The organism is Rhizobium esperanzae (genome assembly GCF_014197615.1).
Taxonomy (GTDB): Bacteria; Pseudomonadota; Alphaproteobacteria; order Rhizobiales; family Rhizobiaceae; genus Rhizobium; species Rhizobium esperanzae_A.
Genome location: NZ_JACIFY010000004.1, coordinates 167,398 through 187,002 on the forward strand (window position 1 = coordinate 167,398; position 19,605 = coordinate 187,002).

18 protein-coding genes are annotated in these 19,605 nt (G+C 60.6%); 14 read left to right on the forward strand and 4 right to left on the reverse strand.

The genetic code is table 11. The features are described 5' to 3' along the window. The first annotated feature begins 18 nt into the window (after positions 1-18). From motA to GGD57_RS07390, 6 genes are all read left to right on the forward strand, one after another. Positions 19-891 carry a flagellar motor stator protein MotA gene (gene motA, locus GGD57_RS07365; protein ID WP_184468317.1) on the forward strand — a complete coding sequence of 291 codons (873 nt, stop codon included), beginning with the start codon at positions 19-21 and terminating at the stop codon, positions 889-891. Then, entirely contained in the window at positions 892-1,839 is a 948-nt protein-coding gene (locus GGD57_RS07370; protein WP_184468319.1) for a FliM/FliN family flagellar motor switch protein, read from the forward strand. A gap of 65 nt (positions 1,840-1,904) precedes the next feature. Further along, entirely contained in the window at positions 1,905-2,492 is a 588-nt protein-coding gene (fliN, locus tag GGD57_RS07375; RefSeq protein WP_085736169.1) for a flagellar motor switch protein FliN, read from the forward strand. Between the two features lie 28 nt (positions 2,493-2,520). Further along, the gene (gene fliG, locus GGD57_RS07380) at positions 2,521-3,561 is read left to right on the forward strand and encodes a flagellar motor switch protein FliG (RefSeq protein WP_184468321.1); all 1,041 of its coding nucleotides are present in this window, start codon (positions 2,521-2,523) and stop codon (positions 3,559-3,561) included. 324 nt (positions 3,562-3,885) lie between these two features. Continuing rightward, positions 3,886-4,965, forward strand: a complete 1,080-nt coding sequence (gene flhB / locus GGD57_RS07385; protein WP_184468323.1) for a flagellar biosynthesis protein FlhB — start codon at positions 3,886-3,888, stop codon at positions 4,963-4,965. 5 nt (positions 4,966-4,970) lie between these two features. Further along, a complete protein-coding gene (locus tag GGD57_RS07390; protein WP_184468325.1) occupies positions 4,971-5,414 on the forward strand; it encodes a hypothetical protein in 444 nt (147 codons plus the stop codon). Positions 5,415-5,560: 146 nt separating this feature from the next. Here GGD57_RS07390 and GGD57_RS07395 read toward each other — a convergent pair whose 3' ends face one another. Then, the gene (locus GGD57_RS07395) at positions 5,561-6,493 is read right to left on the reverse strand and encodes a LysR family transcriptional regulator (protein WP_184468327.1); all 933 of its coding nucleotides are present in this window, start codon (positions 6,491-6,493) and stop codon (positions 5,561-5,563) included. A gap of 122 nt (positions 6,494-6,615) precedes the next feature. Here GGD57_RS07395 and GGD57_RS07400 point away from each other — a divergent pair, with 122 nt between their 5' ends. The 8 genes from GGD57_RS07400 to GGD57_RS07435 all read left to right on the forward strand — a co-directional run bounded on the left by GGD57_RS07400 (position 6,616) and on the right by GGD57_RS07435 (position 15,891). Next, positions 6,616-7,662 (forward strand): aromatic ring-hydroxylating dioxygenase subunit alpha, encoded by a 1,047-nt coding sequence (locus GGD57_RS07400; protein ID WP_184468329.1) that lies wholly within the window; start codon positions 6,616-6,618, stop codon positions 7,660-7,662. A 12-nt stretch (positions 7,663-7,674) separates the two neighbouring features. Next, a complete protein-coding gene (locus tag GGD57_RS07405) occupies positions 7,675-8,775 on the forward strand; it encodes an FAD-binding oxidoreductase (RefSeq protein ID WP_184468331.1) in 1,101 nt (366 codons plus the stop codon). A gap of 59 nt (positions 8,776-8,834) precedes the next feature. Next, entirely contained in the window at positions 8,835-9,944 is a 1,110-nt protein-coding gene (locus GGD57_RS07410; protein WP_348645957.1) for an aminotransferase class I/II-fold pyridoxal phosphate-dependent enzyme, read from the forward strand. Positions 9,945-10,056: 112 nt separating this feature from the next. Beyond that, complete coding sequence (locus GGD57_RS29500) at positions 10,057-12,021, forward strand: DUF2817 domain-containing protein (protein ID WP_184468333.1); 1,965 nt, start codon at positions 10,057-10,059, stop codon at positions 12,019-12,021. Between the two features lie 77 nt (positions 12,022-12,098). Beyond that, the gene (locus tag GGD57_RS07420; protein WP_184468335.1) at positions 12,099-12,896 is read left to right on the forward strand and encodes a transporter substrate-binding domain-containing protein; all 798 of its coding nucleotides are present in this window, start codon (positions 12,099-12,101) and stop codon (positions 12,894-12,896) included. Between the two features lie 84 nt (positions 12,897-12,980). Beyond that, positions 12,981-13,688: an ABC transporter permease gene (locus GGD57_RS07425; protein ID WP_184468337.1), complete on the forward strand. Its 708-nt coding sequence runs from the start codon at positions 12,981-12,983 to the stop codon at positions 13,686-13,688. A 3-nt stretch (positions 13,689-13,691) separates the two neighbouring features. Further along, positions 13,692-14,378 carry an ABC transporter permease gene (locus GGD57_RS07430; RefSeq protein ID WP_184468339.1) on the forward strand — a complete coding sequence of 229 codons (687 nt, stop codon included), beginning with the start codon at positions 13,692-13,694 and terminating at the stop codon, positions 14,376-14,378. A gap of 55 nt (positions 14,379-14,433) precedes the next feature. Further along, positions 14,434-15,891, forward strand: a complete 1,458-nt coding sequence (locus GGD57_RS07435; RefSeq protein ID WP_184468341.1) for an FAD-binding oxidoreductase — start codon at positions 14,434-14,436, stop codon at positions 15,889-15,891. A gap of 38 nt (positions 15,892-15,929) precedes the next feature. Here GGD57_RS07435 and visR read toward each other — a convergent pair whose 3' ends face one another. From visR to fliF, 3 genes are all read right to left on the reverse strand, one after another. Next, positions 15,930-16,676, reverse strand: a complete 747-nt coding sequence (gene visR / locus GGD57_RS07440; protein ID WP_126908728.1) for a transcriptional regulator VisR — start codon at positions 16,674-16,676, stop codon at positions 15,930-15,932. Positions 16,677-16,684: 8 nt separating this feature from the next. After that, complete coding sequence (gene visN, locus GGD57_RS07445) at positions 16,685-17,431, reverse strand: transcriptional regulator VisN (protein WP_184468343.1); 747 nt, start codon at positions 17,429-17,431, stop codon at positions 16,685-16,687. Positions 17,432-17,815: 384 nt separating this feature from the next. Next, entirely contained in the window at positions 17,816-19,507 is a 1,692-nt protein-coding gene (gene fliF / locus GGD57_RS07450; RefSeq protein ID WP_184468344.1) for a flagellar basal-body MS-ring/collar protein FliF, read from the reverse strand. Positions 19,508-19,605 lie beyond the last annotated feature (98 nt).

Genomic DNA, 19,605 nt, shown 5'->3' on the forward strand with positions numbered 1-19,605 from the left:
GTTCAGATTGGGCTGACGATGAACATTATTATTGGATTTGTAGTTGTTTGCGGCTGTATCATCGGCAGCTTCATGGCGATGGGCGGCCACGTCGACGCCCTGTTCCAGCCCTTCGAATTCGTCATCATCGGCGGCGCCGGTCTCGGCAGCTTCATCATGGCAAACCCGATGAAGGTGGTGAAGGATTCCGGCAAGGCGCTCGGCGAAGCCTTCAAGCACGCAGTTCCCAAGGAACGCAATTATCTCGATACGCTCGGTGTGCTCTATTCGCTGATGCGCGACCTGCGCACCAAGTCGCGAAACGAAATCGAAGCCCATATCGACAATCCGGCAGAATCGACCATCTTCCAGTCGGCTCCGACCGTTCTGAAGAACAAGGAACTGACGGCGTTCATCTGCGACTACGTGCGCCTGATCATCATCGGCAATGCCCGCAGCCATGAGATCGAAGCGCTGATGGACGAAGAACTCAACACCATCATGCACGACAAGATGAAGCCCTACCACGCCATCCAGATCATGGGCGACTCCTTCCCGGCGATCGGTATCGTCGCGGCCGTTCTCGGCGTCATCAAGGCGATGGCCCACATCAACGACTCTCCCGAGGTGCTCGGTCATCTGATCGGCTCGGCGCTCGTCGGCACCTTCCTCGGCATTCTCTTATCCTACTGCCTCTGCTCGCCGCTGGTCTCCCAGATCAAGGTCGTCCGCAACAAGCAGCACCGCCTCTACGTCATCGTCAAGCAGACGCTGCTTGCCTACATGAACGGCTCGGTGCCGCAGGTCGCTCTCGAATACGGCCGCAAGACGATCTCGGCTTACGAGCGTCCTTCCATCGATGCGGTCGAACAGGAAATGATGAACCCAGGCGGCGAAACCAAGGCGGCTTAAATGACCATGAGCAATGCTTCGCATGACAAACCGGCAATGGATCCCGCGCTTCTCGCCAAGCTCACAGGCGGGCTTGGTGACAGGGGCAGGGTTGCCAAGATCTGCAGCTCCTTCGGGGAAATCTACAGCGAATTCTTTCCCGACGTGATCAAGAGCGAGACCGGCCTCGAGGTGACGGTCAACTATCTCGGCTGCGAGATCGGCTACAAGAACCACCTGATCGACGACCTGAGCACCAACGTCACGCTCGTCGATGCGACGCTGCGCAACTGGTCGCAGAATATCACGCTTGCCTGCGGCAACGGCTTTGTCATCACGCTGATGGAGCACCTGCTCGGCGCCACCGCCGATACGATCGAGGAACCGGCCGAGCGGCTGCTGTCGATCATCGAAACCGATCTGGCGGTGATGGTTTTCGACAAGATCGCCAAGGTGCTGCGCTCGGCCGTCAACGCGCCCGGCGGCTTCGAACCGAGCCTTTCGGCCCCGCACGCCCATGAGATGCGCGCCCGGCCGCCGGAAGACCGCCCGGACGAATTCGCCGCCGCCATCAACATGTCGATCACGCTTGCCGGCATCGTTTCGGAGTTTTCGTTGATCGTTCCGCAGACGGCGCTGCTCAAGACCAAGGTGACGCCGCCGAAGCCGAAGCGCCAGACCGGCCAATCGGCGGAATGGACCGAACAGCTCGGCGACCAGGTCCGCCGTTCGCATGTCACGCTCGAGGCCAAGATCAGGCTGCAGGACCTGACGCTGCGCACGATATCGAAGCTGATGGTCGGCGACGTCATTCCCTTCCACGACAGCGGCGACGTGCGCGTCGAGGTCAGTGCCAACAGCAAGGAATTGTATGTGTGCGAGTTCGGGCGTTCAGGCGAAAACTACATGGTCCGCGTCAAGGATACGATGAACTCGGATGACGAACTCATCCGTCATTTAATGAATTAATCGGTTCTCTGGCTTTTGGGCTGCAAAGGCAGTTTGAGGCAAGTTTCAACTGGAATAGTGATTTCATGGCAACGAAGAAAACACAGCAGAACAGCGACCTCTCCCTGGATCTTCCGGGCAGCGAAGCGGATCTCGACCAGGCGATCGACGATCTGCGCGGCGTCCTGAAGCAGGATGCCGATGGCGACCTGTCGCAGTTTGGCGGCGACCTGCAGGATGACCCCTTCGCAACCGGAACGGACCTGGCGGCTTTCGGCGGCGAGGCTTCGGAAACGCCGTTCGGCGGCGGCGATTTCGGTGGGGATTTCGGCGGCGGCAATGCCGGCGCGGCGGCGGGCATGGATTTCGGCAGCAGCTCCTCCTTCGAGGCTTCTCCGGCTCCGCTCGGCAGCGCCTTGAATTCCAACTTCGAACTGATCATGGACATCCCGATCGACGTCCAGATCATGCTCGGCACCAGCCGCATGCAGGTCTCCGGCCTGATGAACCTCAATGAAGGGGCGACGATCGCCCTCGACAAGAAAATCGGCGAACCGGTCGAGATTATGGTGAACGGCCGCAGGATTGCCCGCGGCGAAATTACGGTGCTTGATAACGACGACACCCGATTCGGTGTGAAACTGATAGAAGTTTTGAGTACGAAAAAAGCCTGATCCCTGTGTGGGACGGAGAGGTTAGACCATGATGGACTTTGACGATTTCGGCGGCGCGCTAGCCGGGAAACCGTTGACCCAGGCTGAAAAGGCGGCGGCTGTTCTTCTCGCTATGGGAAAGGGAGTCGCCGGCCGGCTGTTGAAATATTTCACCCAGGCCGAACTGCAGACCATTATCGCATCCGCTCAGTCGCTGCGCGCCATTCCGCCGGACGAGCTCCTGTCGCTCGTTTCCGAATTCGAAGACCTCTTCACCGAGGGCGCCGGACTGATGGATAACGCCAAGGCGATCGAGGCCATTCTGGAAGAAGGCCTGACGCCCGACGAGGTCGACAGCCTGCTCGGCCGCCGCACGGCATTCCAGGCCTACGAAACCTCGATCTGGGATCGCCTCAGCGAGGCGGAGCCGACGTTCGTCGCCCAGTTCCTGCTGCGCGAACATCCGCAGACCGTCGCCTATATTCTTTCGATGATGCCTTCCAACTTCGGCGCCAAGGTGCTGCTGCAGCTTCCCGATAATCGCCGCGCCGACATCATGAACCGAACGGTCAACATGAAGACCGTCAGCCCGAAGGCTGCGCAGATCATCGAGAACCAGGTGATGACGCTGCTTGCCGAGATCGAGGCAGAGCGCAATGCCGCCGGCTCGACGAAGGTCGCCGATCTCATGAACGAACTCGACAAGCCGCAGGTCGATACGCTGCTCACCTCGCTCGAATCGATCAGCCGCGAATCGGTCAACAAGGTCCGCCCGAAGATCTTCCTGTTCGAAGACCTCATGTACATGCCGCAGCGCAGCCGCGTGCTGTTGCTCAACGACATCTCGACGGATGTGCTCACCGTCGCGCTGCGCGGCTCGCCGGCCGAGATTCGCGAATCGGTTCTCTCCGCCATCAGCCCGCGCCAGCGCCGCATGATCGAATCGGATCTGCAGAGCGGCATGGGCGGCGTCAATCCGCGCGAGATCGCCATTGCGCGGCGCGCCGTGGCGCAGGAGGCGATTCGCCTGGCCAACTCAGGTCAGATCGAGCTCAAGGAGAAGGAAGGCGACGCTTCGGCAGCCGCGTAAAGCGGATCGCATTGAATTCATGCGACGCACTTCAGTCCCTTCGTTTCATCATGTCGCCCGGAAGCGCTGCGCCCTTCCGGGCGACATGCTTTGGTACCGCGAGACTGTTGACAAATCAGGCATGCCGAACGGCGGCTGTTGATCGCCATCGCTGAGGCGACTACCCTTCCTGCAATAGGTTGCGCTAAAGCGCCTCGCACGGACCTGGTTCACGCGATGCGCTTTCGCTCTTTATGCTGATGCAGACCGCCATCCGAACACCACTTCGCAGTTTCGGCGGGCATGCATTGGCTGCGGCCTGTTTCTTTTATGGAGGGCTGCGACTTGGCAGACGATGACAAGGACAGCAAAACAGAAGCCCCGACCGCGAAAAAGCAATCCGACGCCGCGGAAAAAGGCAATTTGCCGTCTTCACGCGAGCTGTCGATTTTCGCGACCATCCTTGCCACCTACATCTACCTGGTGTTTTTCCTCCCCGAGGGCGTCGCGCGCATGACGGAAACGCTGCGCGACATCTTCGAGCAGCCCGACCAATGGAAGATCGAGACGGGGCCGGACATCCTTTCGCTGTTCGTCCGGCTCGGCTGGGCAACCGCGGCGTTGGTGGCGCCGGCTCTCATCATGTTCATGGTGTTCGGCATCGCCTCCTCCGTCTTCCAGAACCTGCCGACGCCGGTGCTCGAACGCATCCGTCCGCAGGCCTCGCGCATCTCTCCCGCCAAAGGCTGGGGACGGCTGTTCAGCCTGCCAGGCCTCATCGAGTTCGGAAAGTCGCTGTTCAAGGTCGTCGTCGTCGGCGTGATCCTGTTTTTCGTGCTCCGGAGCGAATATTTCAACTCGATCGACGCGATGTTTTCCGACCCGCAGACGATCCTCGTGCGGATCACGACGGCGATGCGCAAGATCATCATCGTCGTGCTGATCGCGACCGCGATCGTGGCGATCGCCGATATTTTCTGGACGCGCCATCACTGGTTCACCGAACTGAAGATGACACGGCACGAGGTCAAGGAAGAAAACAAGCAGGCGCAGGGCGACCCTTTCGTCAAGGGCCGGCAGCGCTCGCTGATGCGCGACCGCGCGCGCCGGCGCATGATCGCCGACGTGCACCGCGCAACGCTTGTCATCGCCAACCCGACGCACTATGCGGTGGCGCTGCGTTACGCGCGTGAAGAGAACGACGCGCCGGTGGTGCTTGCCAAGGGCCAGGACCTCATCGCGCTCAAGATCAGGGAGATCGCCGAGCAGAACGGTATCCCGGTGTTCGAAGATCCGCCGCTTGCGCGCTCCATGTTTGCGCAAGTCTCGGTCGATAGTGTCATCCCGTCAGTCTTCTATAAGGCCGTTGCGGAGCTGATCCACCGGGTCTACGCCGCAGACGCCAAGAACAAACGGGTAAGATAAGCCGAATGAAAAAATGCCCCCACTCTACCCAGCGTGAGAAAATCCTGGCAGAAGCGATCAGCCCGGTCGCCACCGAACTGCGCCTTCTGGATGCCTCTGACCTTATTTCACTGCTGCGCTTCGAGTATTACGGCAATCTTTCCGATCTCGTCGCCTCGGCAGCCGAGCTTTTCTTTCATCCCGGCACGGTGAATTTCGGCCTGGGCGGCAACTATACGCTGGAATGGGGCGGCAAGCCTGAAGTCGTGCTCGATCTGGAAATCAAGCCGCGCGGCGTCACCGTCTACGCCCAGCTCACCCTTGCCGAAGACCATGCCGGCATCGAGATCAACCATATCGCGTTCCAGAATCCCTCGGCCGATCCCGACGAGAACACCATCTTCCTGAAAAAGAGCCTTCGGGAATCGCGTTACAACGTCAACCAGCCGCCACGGGCACTGGCCAGCTGAGGTCTCTCAGGATAACCGAATCCGCCCTTCGACAGCGCATAGAGCATGTCGCGCAGAACTGTGCAGCGGTTTTGCGCGACATGCCAGGTGCGTCCGGCGATTTCTAAGTCTCAGATTCGCGAGGCAAATCTGCGAGAGGGGTTGGCTCAATCCAACCCGGGAAGGCTAGGCGTCGACATAAGATGCTGCTGCTTCGCAATTCCAAGCAGCCATTTGTGAAATTTCTGACCGAAAGGCTTCTCCAGCGCCGCCCTGTCCCAGGCGAGATAGTAGGCTTCGGACAGTTTCATGCGGATGTCGAAAGGAACGACCAGGGTTCCGGAGGCAAGCTCGTCCTGGATCATCGAAATCTGAGCGAGTACGAATCCTCGTCCGCTGACGGCCGCATCAATGGCGCTGCTGGACAGGGTGAAGGAAAGGCCAGAGAATGTCTGGCGACCATCGGCTTGCACCAAGGCTGCCCAATCCTTCCATTGTGGTGAGGCCTTATAGTCTGCCTCCCATTCAACGTTGAGCAGCGGGAATTTGAGAATATCGTGCGGAGAGGTCAAGACATGGCCGAGGATAAGCGCGGGTGAACAGGCCGGCACGACCCAATCGGTGAAGAGATTGGCGACGTGTTCGTGCACGTGGGCGCGACGGCCGTAGGTAATACGGAAATCCACCGGCTCGACGCCGATGCGAGGCTCCTGCTCGTGGCCGAAAACCCTCACGCTGGATTCCGGACAGAGGGACTGCCAGTCGAAAATCTTTCGGCCGACCCATCTGTTGGCAACCGACGTCAGCGCGCTGACCGTGATTGCCGTCTCATTCCTGGCACGCGTGAGCACGTTGGCGGCATGGGAAAGCTGCTGAAAGCCTTTGGCGACCTCGACGTAGTACAACCGTCCCCATGACGACAATTCGACCCTTCGACCGCGCCGCTCGAGCAGCGTCAGGCCAAGACACTGTTCCAGATTTCGTACGAGCTGGCTGACAGCGCCCGGCGACACGCCGAGATCCTCCGCTGCGGCGCTGACCGAGCCACACCGTCCAATCGCTTCAAATGCCTGCAAGCCGCGCAAGGACGGATTCGGCACTGTCTTTTGCTCCCTAAAGAGATCTCCAATTTAGATTTTCTAAAAAAGAATGCAGTGCCTGGCAACTTGTTGGCGGAAAAAAAACAGCAAACACTGAATTATCAAAAAGCAAGGAGAGCGAGATGTTTCTCAAGAATGCCTGGTACGTCGCCGCCTGGGACCACGAGGTCGGCCGCGCGCTGAAACCCGTCACGATCCTTGGAGAAAACATCGTCCTTTACCGCAGGCAGGATGGCCGGGCCGCCGCGCTCGAGGATGCCTGTCCCCATCGCAAGTTGCCGCTTTCCATGGGCCGCATCAAGGGCGACGACGTCGAATGCGGCTATCACGGGCTGACCTTCGACTGTTCGGGCACCTGCACGCGGGTTCCCGGCGCCGAGCGGATTCCGCACGTCGCCAAGGTGCGGTCCTACCCGGTGCACGAGCGCTACGGCCTGCTCTGGATCTGGATGGGCGATGCCGACACGGCGAATCCAAAGGATATCTTCGAAGTCGAGTATTTCGGCGACCCGGCATGGGGCGTCAATCTTGGCGAGTCCATGACGCTCAACTGCAATTATCTTTACATGACGGATAACCTTCTGGACCCGTCCCACGTCGCCTGGGTCCATCAGTCGTCGTTTGCAAGTTCTGCATGCGAGGAAACACCCCTAGAGACCACGGTAAAGGACGACGGTGTCACCGTTTGGCGCTGGATGATCGATTCCGAGCCGGCCCCATTCTACGCACCTTTCTTGCAGTTCGAGGGCAATACCGACCGCAAGCAGCATTATGAGGTGCGCTATCCGAGCAACGCGATCATCAAAGCCATCTTCGCGCCGGCCTTCACGGGTGGTGAGGGCCGTGCGCTGCCCGATAACACCTTCCTGATGGACAGCTACAATTTCATGACGCCGGTCGATGAACACCGAACAAAATATTATTGGTTCCAGATGCGCAACTTCGCGCCCGATGATGCCGAGGTTTCCGAGCGTTTTGCCAAATCTGTGCGCGGTGCCTTCGAGGAGGACCGTATCGTGCTGGAGGCGGTCCATCAGGGCATGGCCAACAAGCAGACGCCGAATCTGGATCTGAAGATCGACGTCGGCCCGATGCGCTTCCGCCGCAAGCTTGCTCAGTTGATTGCCGCCGAAGCCAAGGCCGAGACCGCCAGCGAAGCGGCTGAATAGGGATCGATCCGGATGCTGGATGAAGCCGTCTCGCGCTTCCGCCCCTTCGAAGTCGTCTCGAAGGTGCGCGAAAGCACCACTATCACGTCTTTCCGACTAAAGCCTATTGATGCGCAGCATTGGCGGCCGTTCGAGGCGGGACAGTTCCTCACGATGCGGGTGCCGGACGGCAGCGGCGGATATGTCCTGCGCAATTATACGGTTTCCTCTTCCCCGCATCAGGAGGGCAGCTACCGGATCACCGTAAAACGCGAGAACGCGCCATCGCAGGACGTGCCGGAGGGCTTGAGTTCGTGTTGGCTCCATGACGAGGTCGAGCCGGGATCAGTCATCGAGATCGACCCGCCGCGTGGCGCCTTCAAGCTCGACGGCGCGAGCACACGGCCCGTCGTGCTTCTCTCCGGCGGCGTTGGCCTGACCCCTACTATCTCGATGCTGGACGTACTGGCGCGGGCAAGCCAGCGTCCCGTCTGGTTTATCCATGCCTGCGACAATGCGGCCGTTCACGCGATGCGGGAAGAGGTCGAGTATCTCGCAGCCTTGCGGCCAGGCATTTCCATACATTTCTGCTACCGGTTTGCCGCTGCCGACGATCTCGATACGGTTCGGTGTCACTCGGCCGGGTTCCTGACACGCGCCACGCTCCAGAGCCTTTTGCCGCTGGATGACTACGAGATTTACATGTGCGGGCCGCCGCCCTTCATGCGCGCTCTTTACGACATTCTCACCGGCCTGGGGGTGCGTCAGGAACGTATCGCCTACGAATTTTTCGGCCCGGCGAGCTTGTTGTCTGAAGCCGGACGAGTATCGGCGCAGCCCAAGACGCCGCCGGCGGCAGCATCCGCAGCCCAGGGGAGCAGTCCTCGTATCGTCCTCCAGAAGTCCGGGCGTAGCCTCGCATGGGACGGCGTAAGCGAATCCATCCTTGCCTTCCTGGAGGCGCAGGGCATGGAGCCAGAATTCTCCTGCAGGGCGGGCGTTTGCGGAACCTGCGAGCAGAGCCTCGTTTCTGGAGAGGTCGACTATTTTGAGGAGCCGCTCGATGCGATTGCGGAGGGCCGAGTCCTGTTGTGTTGCACCAGACCGAGATCCTCAATCGTGCTCGATCTCTAGCCACTCCGACGATGAAGCCCTGGCCCGAACATGCCGTCCAATCCGTTGAAGGAAAAACCGTGACCAAGCCGCTGCGTATCGAAATCCCGCTCAACCCCCATGTCGCAGCCTTGCCGCCGTACAATGCCGGCTTGAACATCGCCGCCGCACAGAAACACTGCGGTCGACCGGACATCGCGGCTCTTGCCAGCAATGAGAATCCGGCCGGCTGCTCGCCGCATGTCGCAGTGGCGCTCGCCGGCCTGAACCCTTCGCGTTACTCCGACCCGGCCTGTACGACACTGCGGGCGGCGCTCAGCCACAAACTCGGCATCCCCCCTGAACGCATCGTTGCCGGCAACGGCTCAGAAGAGATGATCGCTGCTGTGTGCCGGGCGGTCGTCTGTCCCGGCAGCCTCGTCGCAATGATCTCCCCCGGATTCGGACTGCATGAGATCGAAGCGCTCGCCAACGGTGCCTGGGTCGAGAAGGTCGGCATGCAGCCGAACCTCGACTTCGATGTACCGGCGATCATCGCCATGCTGGCACGGCAGCCCGCCATCTTCTTCCTATCCTCGCCCTCCAATCCGGTCGGCCCGGCGCTCGATGGTGAAAGCCTTAACCGTATTCTCACAGCGGTCGCGCCGCAGACACTTCTCGTGCTGGACGAAGCCTATTTCGAATTTACGGACGACGACATGCCCGACGGCCTTGCCGCGCTGTCGAGCACGAACATTTCCTGGGTCGTACTGCGAACGTTTTCCAAGGCCTATGGCCTGGCGGGCCTGCGCGTGGGCTACGCGGTGACGTCGGATGCCAGGCTGGCCCGCGCCGTGGCCGCCGCCAAGACGCCGTTCAACGTCAATGCTGCCGCGCAGGTCGCCGCCGTCGCCGCTCTGGACGACGAGGCGTGGATGCGTTCGTCCGTCGTAGCATTGAAGCGCGAGCGGGCTCGCGTGGCCGATGCAGTCGCCTTCATGGGACTGTCGGCCGCCAGATCGCAGACGAACTTTCTGTTCATCGACATCGGCAGGGACAGCCAGTCGGCCCTCGACCACTTCTTGTCCCAAGGCATCATCGTCAAACCGTGGAAGGAAGAAGGCTACGAGACTTTCATCCGCGTGACGATCGGCAGTCCAACGGAGAACGACCGCTTTATAGACGCCCTTCGTATGCTCACTACCGGGTGATGCGTCAGCGACCGTCAAGCCACGAGAAAACAGGGATCGGACCACGACCCCGCGGGAACGAAAAATGAGCGCAAACGCAAATCTGCACAGAGCAAACCGGGAGCCCCTTCACATGTCCCCTTCAGCGCCATCCGGTCTTCTTGCCGGCGACTTCTCCGCCCTCCGTGCCCGTTTTATTGCCGCCGCGCGCACAGCCGGAGCCAGCGTGGTCGAATACCTGCATCCGCTGCATGGCCCGACCGGCGAGCGCCTTGCTACAGATGTTGCCTATCTTGGGCGCGACGACGCCAAGAAACTCATGGTGCTGATTTCCGGTACGCACGGCGTAGAAGGTGCTTTCGGCTCGGCGTGCCAGACTGCTTGGCTCTCGCAAAACTCTCCCTGGCAACTTCCAGACGACACCGCTGTTCTCATGATCCACCTCATCAACCCGTGGGGCACCGCCTGGTCGCGGCGAGTGAACGAAGACAATGTCGACGTCAACCGCAACTTTGTGGATTGGCACAAGGCACCGCCGAAGAACGAATACTATGCTGAACTGCACGGGGCCCTCGTCTGTCGTGCTTGGGAAGGTCCCGAGCGGGATGCAGCAACGCAGGCCTACGAAGCGGCCAAACAGCGACTTGCCGGCTATGCCGGCGTCGCCCCCATCGTGGAAGCCGGCCAGTACGACTTTCCAGACGGCCTGTTCTATGGAGGCAACGGTCCTGTCTGGTCGAACCGCACCCTCGTCGAAATCCTTTCGACATTCGCGCAACGAGCCGTCGAAGTCATCGCTTTCGACCTGCATACCGGCGCGGGGCCTTATGGCTACCCTGCCCTGCTCTCCGTTACCGAAGGCGAGCATGCCGGCTTGGAATGGGGACGGCGCACTTTCGGACCTGCCCTCTCCATTGTCCTCACCGGCGACAAGGCGACAACTCTTACCGGTATCGCCGCGACGGCGACCGGCTATGTCTCGGCGGCCGTGCGAAAGGCGCTGTCTGAAGCCCGCGTCCTGCCACTGGTGATCGAATGCGGGACCCTCGATGCGGCCGCAATCTCTGACGCGGTTCAGGCAGACAACTGGCTTCACCTGTTCGGCAAGGTGGACACGCCGCTCGGTGGCCGGATCAAGGAGACTCTTCGCGCTGCCTTCATTCCTGAAGACGTGGATTGGCAACGCACCTGCGTGACGGCCTCGCTGCGATATTTCGACCGCGCTTTAGCCGACCTCAAGTCCATCGGTGGCGCAGGCGCTGAAAAGCCCATCGCTCCTAGCGCCACCATTGCCATCGTCACTCATGCGGAGACGGCGATGCCACGAGCAAACGAACGGCCGTCGCTCGAAGTGCACGACCTGCACAAGCGCTTCGGCCCGATCTCGGTACTCAACGGCGTCAGCATTTCGGCGCAGCCCGGCGAAGTCGTTTCGATGATCGGCTCCTCAGGCTCGGGCAAGAGCACCTTCCTGCGCTGCATCAACCTTCTTGAGCAACCGTATGACGGCCGTATCGTCATTGACGGCGAGGAAATCCGTATGAAGAAAACGTCGACCGGCAATGCGATCCCGGTCGATACGCGTCAGGTAGAACGCATTCGCTCTCGCGTCGGCATGGTGTTCCAGAATTTCAATCTTTGGCCGCACCTGACGGTTCTTGAAAACATCATCGAGGCGCCGCTGCACGTGTTGAAAGAGCGGCGGCAGGCGGCCATCGACCATGCCCATGCCCTCCTGAAGAAGGTCGGCCTCAGCGAAAAGCATGCCCAGTATCCGGGCCAACTTTCCGGCGGCCAGCAGCAGCGCGCCGCCATCGCCCGCACACTTGCCATGCGCCCGAAGCTGATCCTGCTGGACGAGCCGACTTCCGCGCTCGATCCCGAGCTGGTCGGGGAGGTTCTGCGCGTGATCCGGCAACTTGCCGAAGAAGGAAATACGATGATCCTCGTGACGCACGAAATGCAGTTCGCGCGCGAGGTCTCGCACAAGATCCTGTTTCTCCACCAGGGAAAGGTGGAGGAACAGGGTGCCCCGGCGGAGGTGTTCACCAATCCGCGTTCGGACCGCATGCGCCAGTTCCTGGCCCGTACGCTCTGACGTTTCGCCGGCCATCGCCCGTCCGAGACATCCCGGACGGGATTTAACAACAACGGTAAAAAATGGGGAACCAGAACATGAAGCTAAAAAGTCTGCTGCTCGCCACCTTCTTCGCCGCCGGCCTCGGTGCGGCTCATGCGGCCGAAGGCGAATTGTCTATCGGCACCGAGGGCGAGTACCCGCCATGGAGCATGGCGGACGCCGCCGGAAACGTGACCGGTTTCGATGCCGATGTCGGCAACCTGCTCTGCGCAAAACTCGAAATGAAGTGTCACTTCGTTGTGCAGGCCTTCGATGGCCTCATTCCGGCGCTGAAAGCCAAGCGGTTCGACATCATCATTTCCGGCATGTCGATCACTGCCGAGCGCAAGAAGCAGATCAACTTCTCTGTCGGCTATGCGGAACTCGCAAACATGTTCGTTGTGAAGAAGGATTCCGATCTTGCCGGCATCAAGGACATCGACACACTGCTGAAAGCGCTCGACGGCCGCACTGTCGGCGTGCAAGCCGGCACAACCCATGCTCATTTCATGGAAAAGCGCGCCTCCTCCGCCGTGCTGAAGACCTATGACACGCTCGACCAGATGCAGATCGACCTCGCCAGCGGTCGCGTCGAGGCCGCCTTCGCAGACGCATCAGCTCTTCAGGACTTCCTTGCCCGTCCCGATGGCAAAGACTTCCAATTCGTCGACGTGAAGGTGCAGAGCACCTTCGATCCATCGCTCGGCGAAGGCATAGGCGTCGGCATTTCGCAGGAGAACACCGAACTGAAGGCTCGCATCGACAAAGCGCTTTGCGAACTGATCGCTGACGGCTCGATCGGCAAGGCGAGCCAGACCTGGTTCAAGGCGGACATCTCCCGTCCCTGCAAGTAACGCCGACACGGCGTTCCCGAGGGAAGACGCTTTCCTCGGGAACGCCGCATCAGACAGGACAAACAGACAGGTTGGGCAGGTTCGATGGAACTCGGATTATGGCAGGTATGGGAGGGCGGCTGGATTACCGCGATCCTGCGTGGCGCAGCGATAACGATCGCCCTGGGGGGCGCGAGCATGGCCTTCGGCATCATCATCGGCGTTGCCTGCGGCCTCATCAAATGGGCGCGGCTTTTTCCGCTGACGCTGGTTGTCGACTTTTACACTTCGATCGTGCGCGGCGTCCCGGAACTCCTGATCATCTATCTTCTCTTCTTTTCTTCCGTCGAATTCGCGACCCGCGTCGCTGCGGCATTCGGCTATGAGGGGCTGGCCGGAAACGGCTATGCCTTCGTCATTGCCGTCGTTGCGATCGCGGCCATATCTGGAGCCTATTCGACCGAGGTAGTACGCGGCGCGCTCGCGGCCATTCCCGGCGGTCATATCGAGGCAGCACGGGCGCTTGGCATTCCGGGAGGACGCATCTTCCGCCGCATCATCGCACCGCAGATGCTGCGTATTGCGGTACCTGGCATGAACAATGTGTGGCAGACCACAATCAAGGACACGGCCCTCGTCTCCGTGGTCGGTTTGCAGGAACTGATGCGCGCCGCCTTCGTCGGGGCGGGATCGACCCGCCATCCCTTCGTCTTCTATTTCATCGCAGCCGTCGTCTATCTCGCGATCACGCTGGTCAGCCAGGGTGGATTCGACCGGATCGAACGCCTTCTGCGCCCAAGTGCGAGGACATAGGTCATGGATTTTGAACTCGTTCGCCTTGCCGTTCCGACTCTTGCCAAAGGATTGTGGCTGACCGCCATGCTGACGCTAGCTTCGGTCGCCATTGGCTTCAATCTCGGACTGACGCTCGCGGTCATGCGCCTGTCGAAAAACAGAATGCTCAGCGGCTTTGCCAAGGGTTACAGCACCGTCTTCCGAGGTACGCCGCTGCTGGTCCAGCTGTTTCTCTTCTACTACGGTCTCGGCCAGCTTTCGATCGTACGCGACAACCCCGTACTCTGGTGGATCGTCGGTGATGGAGCTCACTGCGCCGTCATGGCGCTGGCCCTCAACACGGCGGCCTATACGTCGGAGATCCTGCGCGGCGGCCTTATGTCAATTCCCGCAGGACTCGTCGAAGCGGCTCAGGCCTGTGGCATGTCGCGGTTTCTGCGCTTTCGCCGGATCACCTTTCCCCTCGCCATCCGGCAAGCGCTGCCGGCCTATGGCAACGAACTCGTGCTGGTCGTTAAAGGTACGAGCCTCGCCTCCACGATCACCGTTCTCGAAATCACCGGCCATGCGAAGCGCCTTATGAGCCAGACCTATGCGATCCTCGAGGTATTCGCCATCGCCGGCGTGCTCTACCTCCTGATCAATTTGGTCCTGATCACGTTCGTCCGCCTCCTGGAGGCACATCTCACGCGCTACCTGCCTCGCTAGTCATGCCTTGAACGATTTTCCACGATCGCCTCACACCCGCAACAGGAAGTCTCCAATGCATCGCCTGCCACCAGAATTCATCGCCGAACTCCGCAAGATCGTCGGTGGCGCCAATCTCAAAGAGGCAGAGGCCACGTCGACCCTCGACTATGGCGTGGCGCCTGAAAACCTCGGCGCAGGCGTCGTTGTCCTGCCGGCAACGACAGAGGAAGTGGCGGCGGTGGTAAAATCTTGCCGCGCCAACGCGATCCCGCTCGTGACCCACGGAGGACGGACCGGGCTCGTCGGCGGAGCAATATCCCGGCAGGGCGAACTGGTGCTCTCCACCGCCCGCCTCAATCGCATCCAGAGCATTTCACCAATAGAGAATGTTGCGGTTGTTGAGGCCGGCGTGACCCTGCAGGCGCTGCAGACGGCCGCGGCAGAACATCGTCTCGAAGCCGGTATCGATATTCCGTCGCGCGGCTCGGCAACTGTCGGCGGCATGGCGGCGACCAACGCCGGAGGCATCGCCGCCTTTCGCTACGGGGTCATGCGGCATCGCATTCTCGGTCTGGAAGCCGTGCTCGCGGATGGCTCCATCTATTGCGATCTTACACGGGTCATAAAGAATGCCGCAGGCTACGATCTCAAGCATCTTTTCGTGGGCAGCGAAGGCACGCTCGGCGTCATTACCCGTCTCGCAATCCGGCTTGAACCCCAGCCGTCCGCAGCCGCCACAATGCTGCTTGGCTTGCCATCGGTGGATGCGGCACTCGCGACTGTTCGTCGAGGACTTTACGCACAATACGGACAGTTGCGCGCGGCGGAGGCGATCTGGAAGACCTATTTCGGCCTGACTTCCGGCCATCACCGCTGGTCTGCCACGGATTATAGGTCCGACCATCCGGTCAACCTGCTGATATCGCTCGGCGGTGGTGAAGAGGCGGCGCTACAGACCGAACTCGAGAATATCTATGGGGATGTCATTGCGGATCATCCCGATACGTCGGCCGTCGTCGCATCATCAGGTGCGCAGGAGGCGGAGATCTGGCGGCTGCGCGAGGATACGGACCTCATATACCGCAGATATCCGGGCGCTCCCTCTTACGACGTTTCCGTCCCCCTTTCGGAGGTCAAACCCTATCTCGATCGCACCCTCACCGCCTTGAAAGAACTGGATGCCGCGCTCGATCCATATGTGTTCGGCCATCTCGCCGACGGAAATCTGCATATTGTGCTCAACGCAGCCGGCGGGCAGGTCCCGGCTGAAAAGGCAGGAGCTATCGAGGCGATCCTCTACAGGGATCTCGGCGCGATCGGCGGATCCTTCTCGGCCGAACATGGAATCGGCACAAAGAGAGCGGGATCCCTGCGGGCTACGGCAAGTCCGGCGAAACTGGCCCTCATGCACCGCGTCAAGGAAGCGCTCGATCCGGGAGCGATTCTCAACCGCGACAAGGTGCTGGAGGGCCGCTGCTGCAGCGATAGCGGTCTCGGACCCATCATCGTGAGCGAAACTACTCATGGATAGCCCGGGCCTGGCCGTCAGCGTGCCATGCGCGGTCGGGTTCAGCTGATGTAGCCGAGCCGGATTGCCTTGGCGATCGCCTGGATGCGGTTGACGGAATCGAGCTTGATGGTCGCCGAGCCGAGATAGGCGTTCACGGTGTGCACGGAGAGGCCGAGCTTGTCGGCGATTTCTTCGCTGATGCGGCCGTCGCCGGCAAGCTGGAGACAGGCGATCTCGCGTTCGCTGAGCGCCTCGGCGGCAGCCGTGCGGCGTTCGTCGAGCGAGAGCAGATCCATCATGATATGGCAGCAGCGACCGTGCAGCTCGACAATGGTATCGCTCGAGGGATCAATCTCGTCGCCGGTGAAAAGGATGAAACCGTTGCCGACGGCGCCGAGCCGCACCGGAAAGGCAAGGCCGGAAAAAGGCAGGATACCGTCCTGCAGCCGCGTCATGAACGGCGCGAAGTCGGCAGGACCGGGCGCCGCGCGGTCGTAACCGCCGGCCCAGGAGAGCGGCAACAACGATTTTTCGATATGGTCGAGAAGAATATCGCCGTAGGCATCCGTGAAAGCCTTGCCGAAACCGGCATTGGCAGAACCCCAATTCTCGAGTTCGCAGACCAGGCGCTGCTTTGCCGGAATACCCGAGCCGCTGACGCGAAAGATCGCGAACCCCTGCGCATCGGCAAGCTTCTGCATCGCAATCAGCCGCGGGAAAAGATCGGACCGGCTGGAAATCCTGTTCACACGCACCATGCGCAGCTGCTCGGCGCTGCTCATCGTCCTGGCTGATGGATGCCCCATAGATCCCCCTATACGAGATTATTGCGGACGGCGAAGGCAATCGCCTCGGACCGGGTCTTGGTCGCCGTCTTGCGCATCACGCTGGTGATGTAGTTGTTGATGGTGTTGCGGGAAATTCCGAGGATCATCGCGATCTCGTCGCTGGTCTTGCCCTCGGCGATCCAGAACAGGCATTCCAACTCGCGATCCGTCAAATCGAAATCGCGGTCGACCCTGGTACCGCCGCAGCGAAGGAAACTCGCGACGTAACCTGCAAGCAGGCCGACATCCCGCAGGCGCTCCGGCGAAAGGATGAAGCCCTCGCCGAACAGGAACATCAGGGCCAGTCGCGACCGGCCGACATTGAAGGTCACCGAACAATATTGGCGGCTGGCGCCGTCCGGCACGTCAGCGCTATCAGGCATAAGCGCAAAATTCGGCTGGAAGACCTGCATGCATTTTTCCAGCTCCGTCGAACGGGCATAGCCGCGCACCAGATCATTGGCGATATCCCTGACCAGGTCGAAGGGCCAATCGGACGAAACGATGAAATCGAGGCCGCTTTCCTGGAGGAGATCGCAGCGCGCCAGAAGGTAGTGCGACGCACCGACATACTCCGTCAGCGCGCGCAGACCAGACTGCAACCTGCCAGTGTCGGCGACACCGTGCAGGCGCTGGAGCAGTTCATCGCGCGGCAACAGATCCGCCACCACCGCGCTCGCGAAATTCGACATTTGCCTCTCGCCCTTGCTCGCCTGAATTACGTCCATATCCATTGGCAATGTCCTGCGGCTGAGAAACGATCAAAGTCGGTGCAACAGCAATTTTTGTATAAGGGATTCAATTCAAGTCCCGCTCGAATCCCATTTCGAATCACCTAAGGGTAAGCCAGCCGATGCAAATCGCCATCTCCGACTTCTAGGGATTTACTTCCGCTGCCGCCCATGCACTGATTCGATGATCAATTCTACCCCCATCAAGATATGGGGAGGCTAAGATGATTCTGGCGGTCTCGCAACTTCATTCGCCTTTTACGCGAGTCAGGCCATCGAGTTCCCGGCAGCGGCATTCAATGCGGGGGATGGTGGATACTCACAACCCGTTCCAGAAAATGAAGCTTGGCACCGATAGAAAAAAGGCCGGTTGCCCGGCCTCTTTTCTTATGCTGCGTCGTCGATCGCCCATTTCCGGAGGATTTTCGCGGCGCGCTCCTCGTTGATCTCGACCATGCGGGAGAGCTTGCGTTCCGGGCCTTCCTTGACGCGGCGGTTGAAGTTGCCGTCGTCGTCGCCGAGGCTGAGCAGATCTTCGGTGCTGTCGAAGCCGAAGTCGGAGCCGAAGCCGTCCATGAGCGCGCCTCCGGGGGCGCCCGCCGCCGGCGCGAAGTCCGGAAGCTCGAGGCCGGCCGCTTCCGGTGTCGCGTCGCCGAGAACCGAGGTGGTGCCATTGCCGCTGACGCTGCGCACCAGAGGCCGCAGGCCCATCCAGACCACCACGAAGGCGACCGCGACGAAGGCCAGCGAGTTGATGATGCCGGCAAGGTTGCGGCTCAGCATGTCCATGACGCGGACACCGCCGGTGGCGTCTTCGAGCAGCTGGTTTTCGAGGAAGTCCATGGCCGTAACGGTGACGACGTCGCCGCGCTTGGCGTCGATGCCGGCCGCCGAAGCGACGATCTTCTGCATCTCGGCGACATAGGCGTCGATCTTGGTCTGGTCGGCGGGTTCGCCGACCATCTTGGCGATGCGGCCCTTGTTGACCACCACGGCGATCGAAAGTTTCTCGACCTTGTAGCTGTTGCGGGTCGTCGCCGTCGTCCTGCTGTTGATTTCGTAGTTGGTCTGCTCTTCGCGCTTGTCGGACTTGTCCTCCGATTGCGGTCCGCCGGAGCCGCCGGCCTCGGGAGCGGCCTGCGGAACGTTCTGCTCGACGGTCGTTGCGCTATCGGACTGCTTCTGCTGCGACTGCTGGGCTTCCTTCGTCGAACGGACCGAGCGTTCGACCTTGGATTCGGGATCGTAGGTCGTTTCCTGGATCTGCTGGGCGTCCGTATTGAGGTCGGCGGTGACGCTGGAGCGGAAGTTGTCCATGCCGAGGAAGGGTGCCAAGGCCTTGTCGATGTTGGATTCGACTTCCTGCTGAACGTTCTGGACGATGCCGAGCGAGCGGTTCAGCGAACTGTTGCTTGCGTCGTCGCCGGAGGCGAGCAACTGACCGGCGGAATCGAGGATCGTCACGTCATCGACGTCAAGCCCCGGCACAGCCGAGGCGACGAGGTGGCGGATCGAGGTCGCCGCACTCCGCCCGGTGACCGCACTGGCGCGAATCATGACGGAGGCTGTCGGCTTCTGCTCCTGTTTGCGGAAGTTTCCGACCTCCGGCATGACGATATGCACGCGCGCGGCGGTGATACCCGAGATCGACTGAATGGTGCGGGCGATTTCGCCTTCCAGCGCTCGAACCCGCGTCACCTCCTGCATGAAGGAAGTCAGACCGAGCGAACCGACATTGTCGAAGAGTTCGTAACCGGCATTGGCGCTGTTCGGCAGGCCACGCTCGGCAAGCATCAGGCGGGCTTTGCCCGTCATGCCAGCGGGAACGCTGATGCTGGAGCCGTCGGTACCAACCTGGAAATTGATGTTGGCTTCGGCAAGCGCCATGCTGATCTGGTTGAGATCCGGCTGGTCCAGACCGACATAGAGCGTTTCCTGTGCCGGTTTGTTGACGAAAAGGGCGGCCGCAAGGACGATTGCGATGGAGACGGCGCCGACGCCTCCGAGAATCATCAGGCGTGTTCGGCCAAGGGAACCGAAGTTCTTAAAGATCTGAACTAATTGATTTAACAGATTCATTCTGTTCTCGCGCGATCCGTCAAAGACAAAGCAGGCTTATTGCCTCATCTGACGAATAATCGGCGAAACTTGTGCGAGCGTTTCGTAAAGCGCGTGCG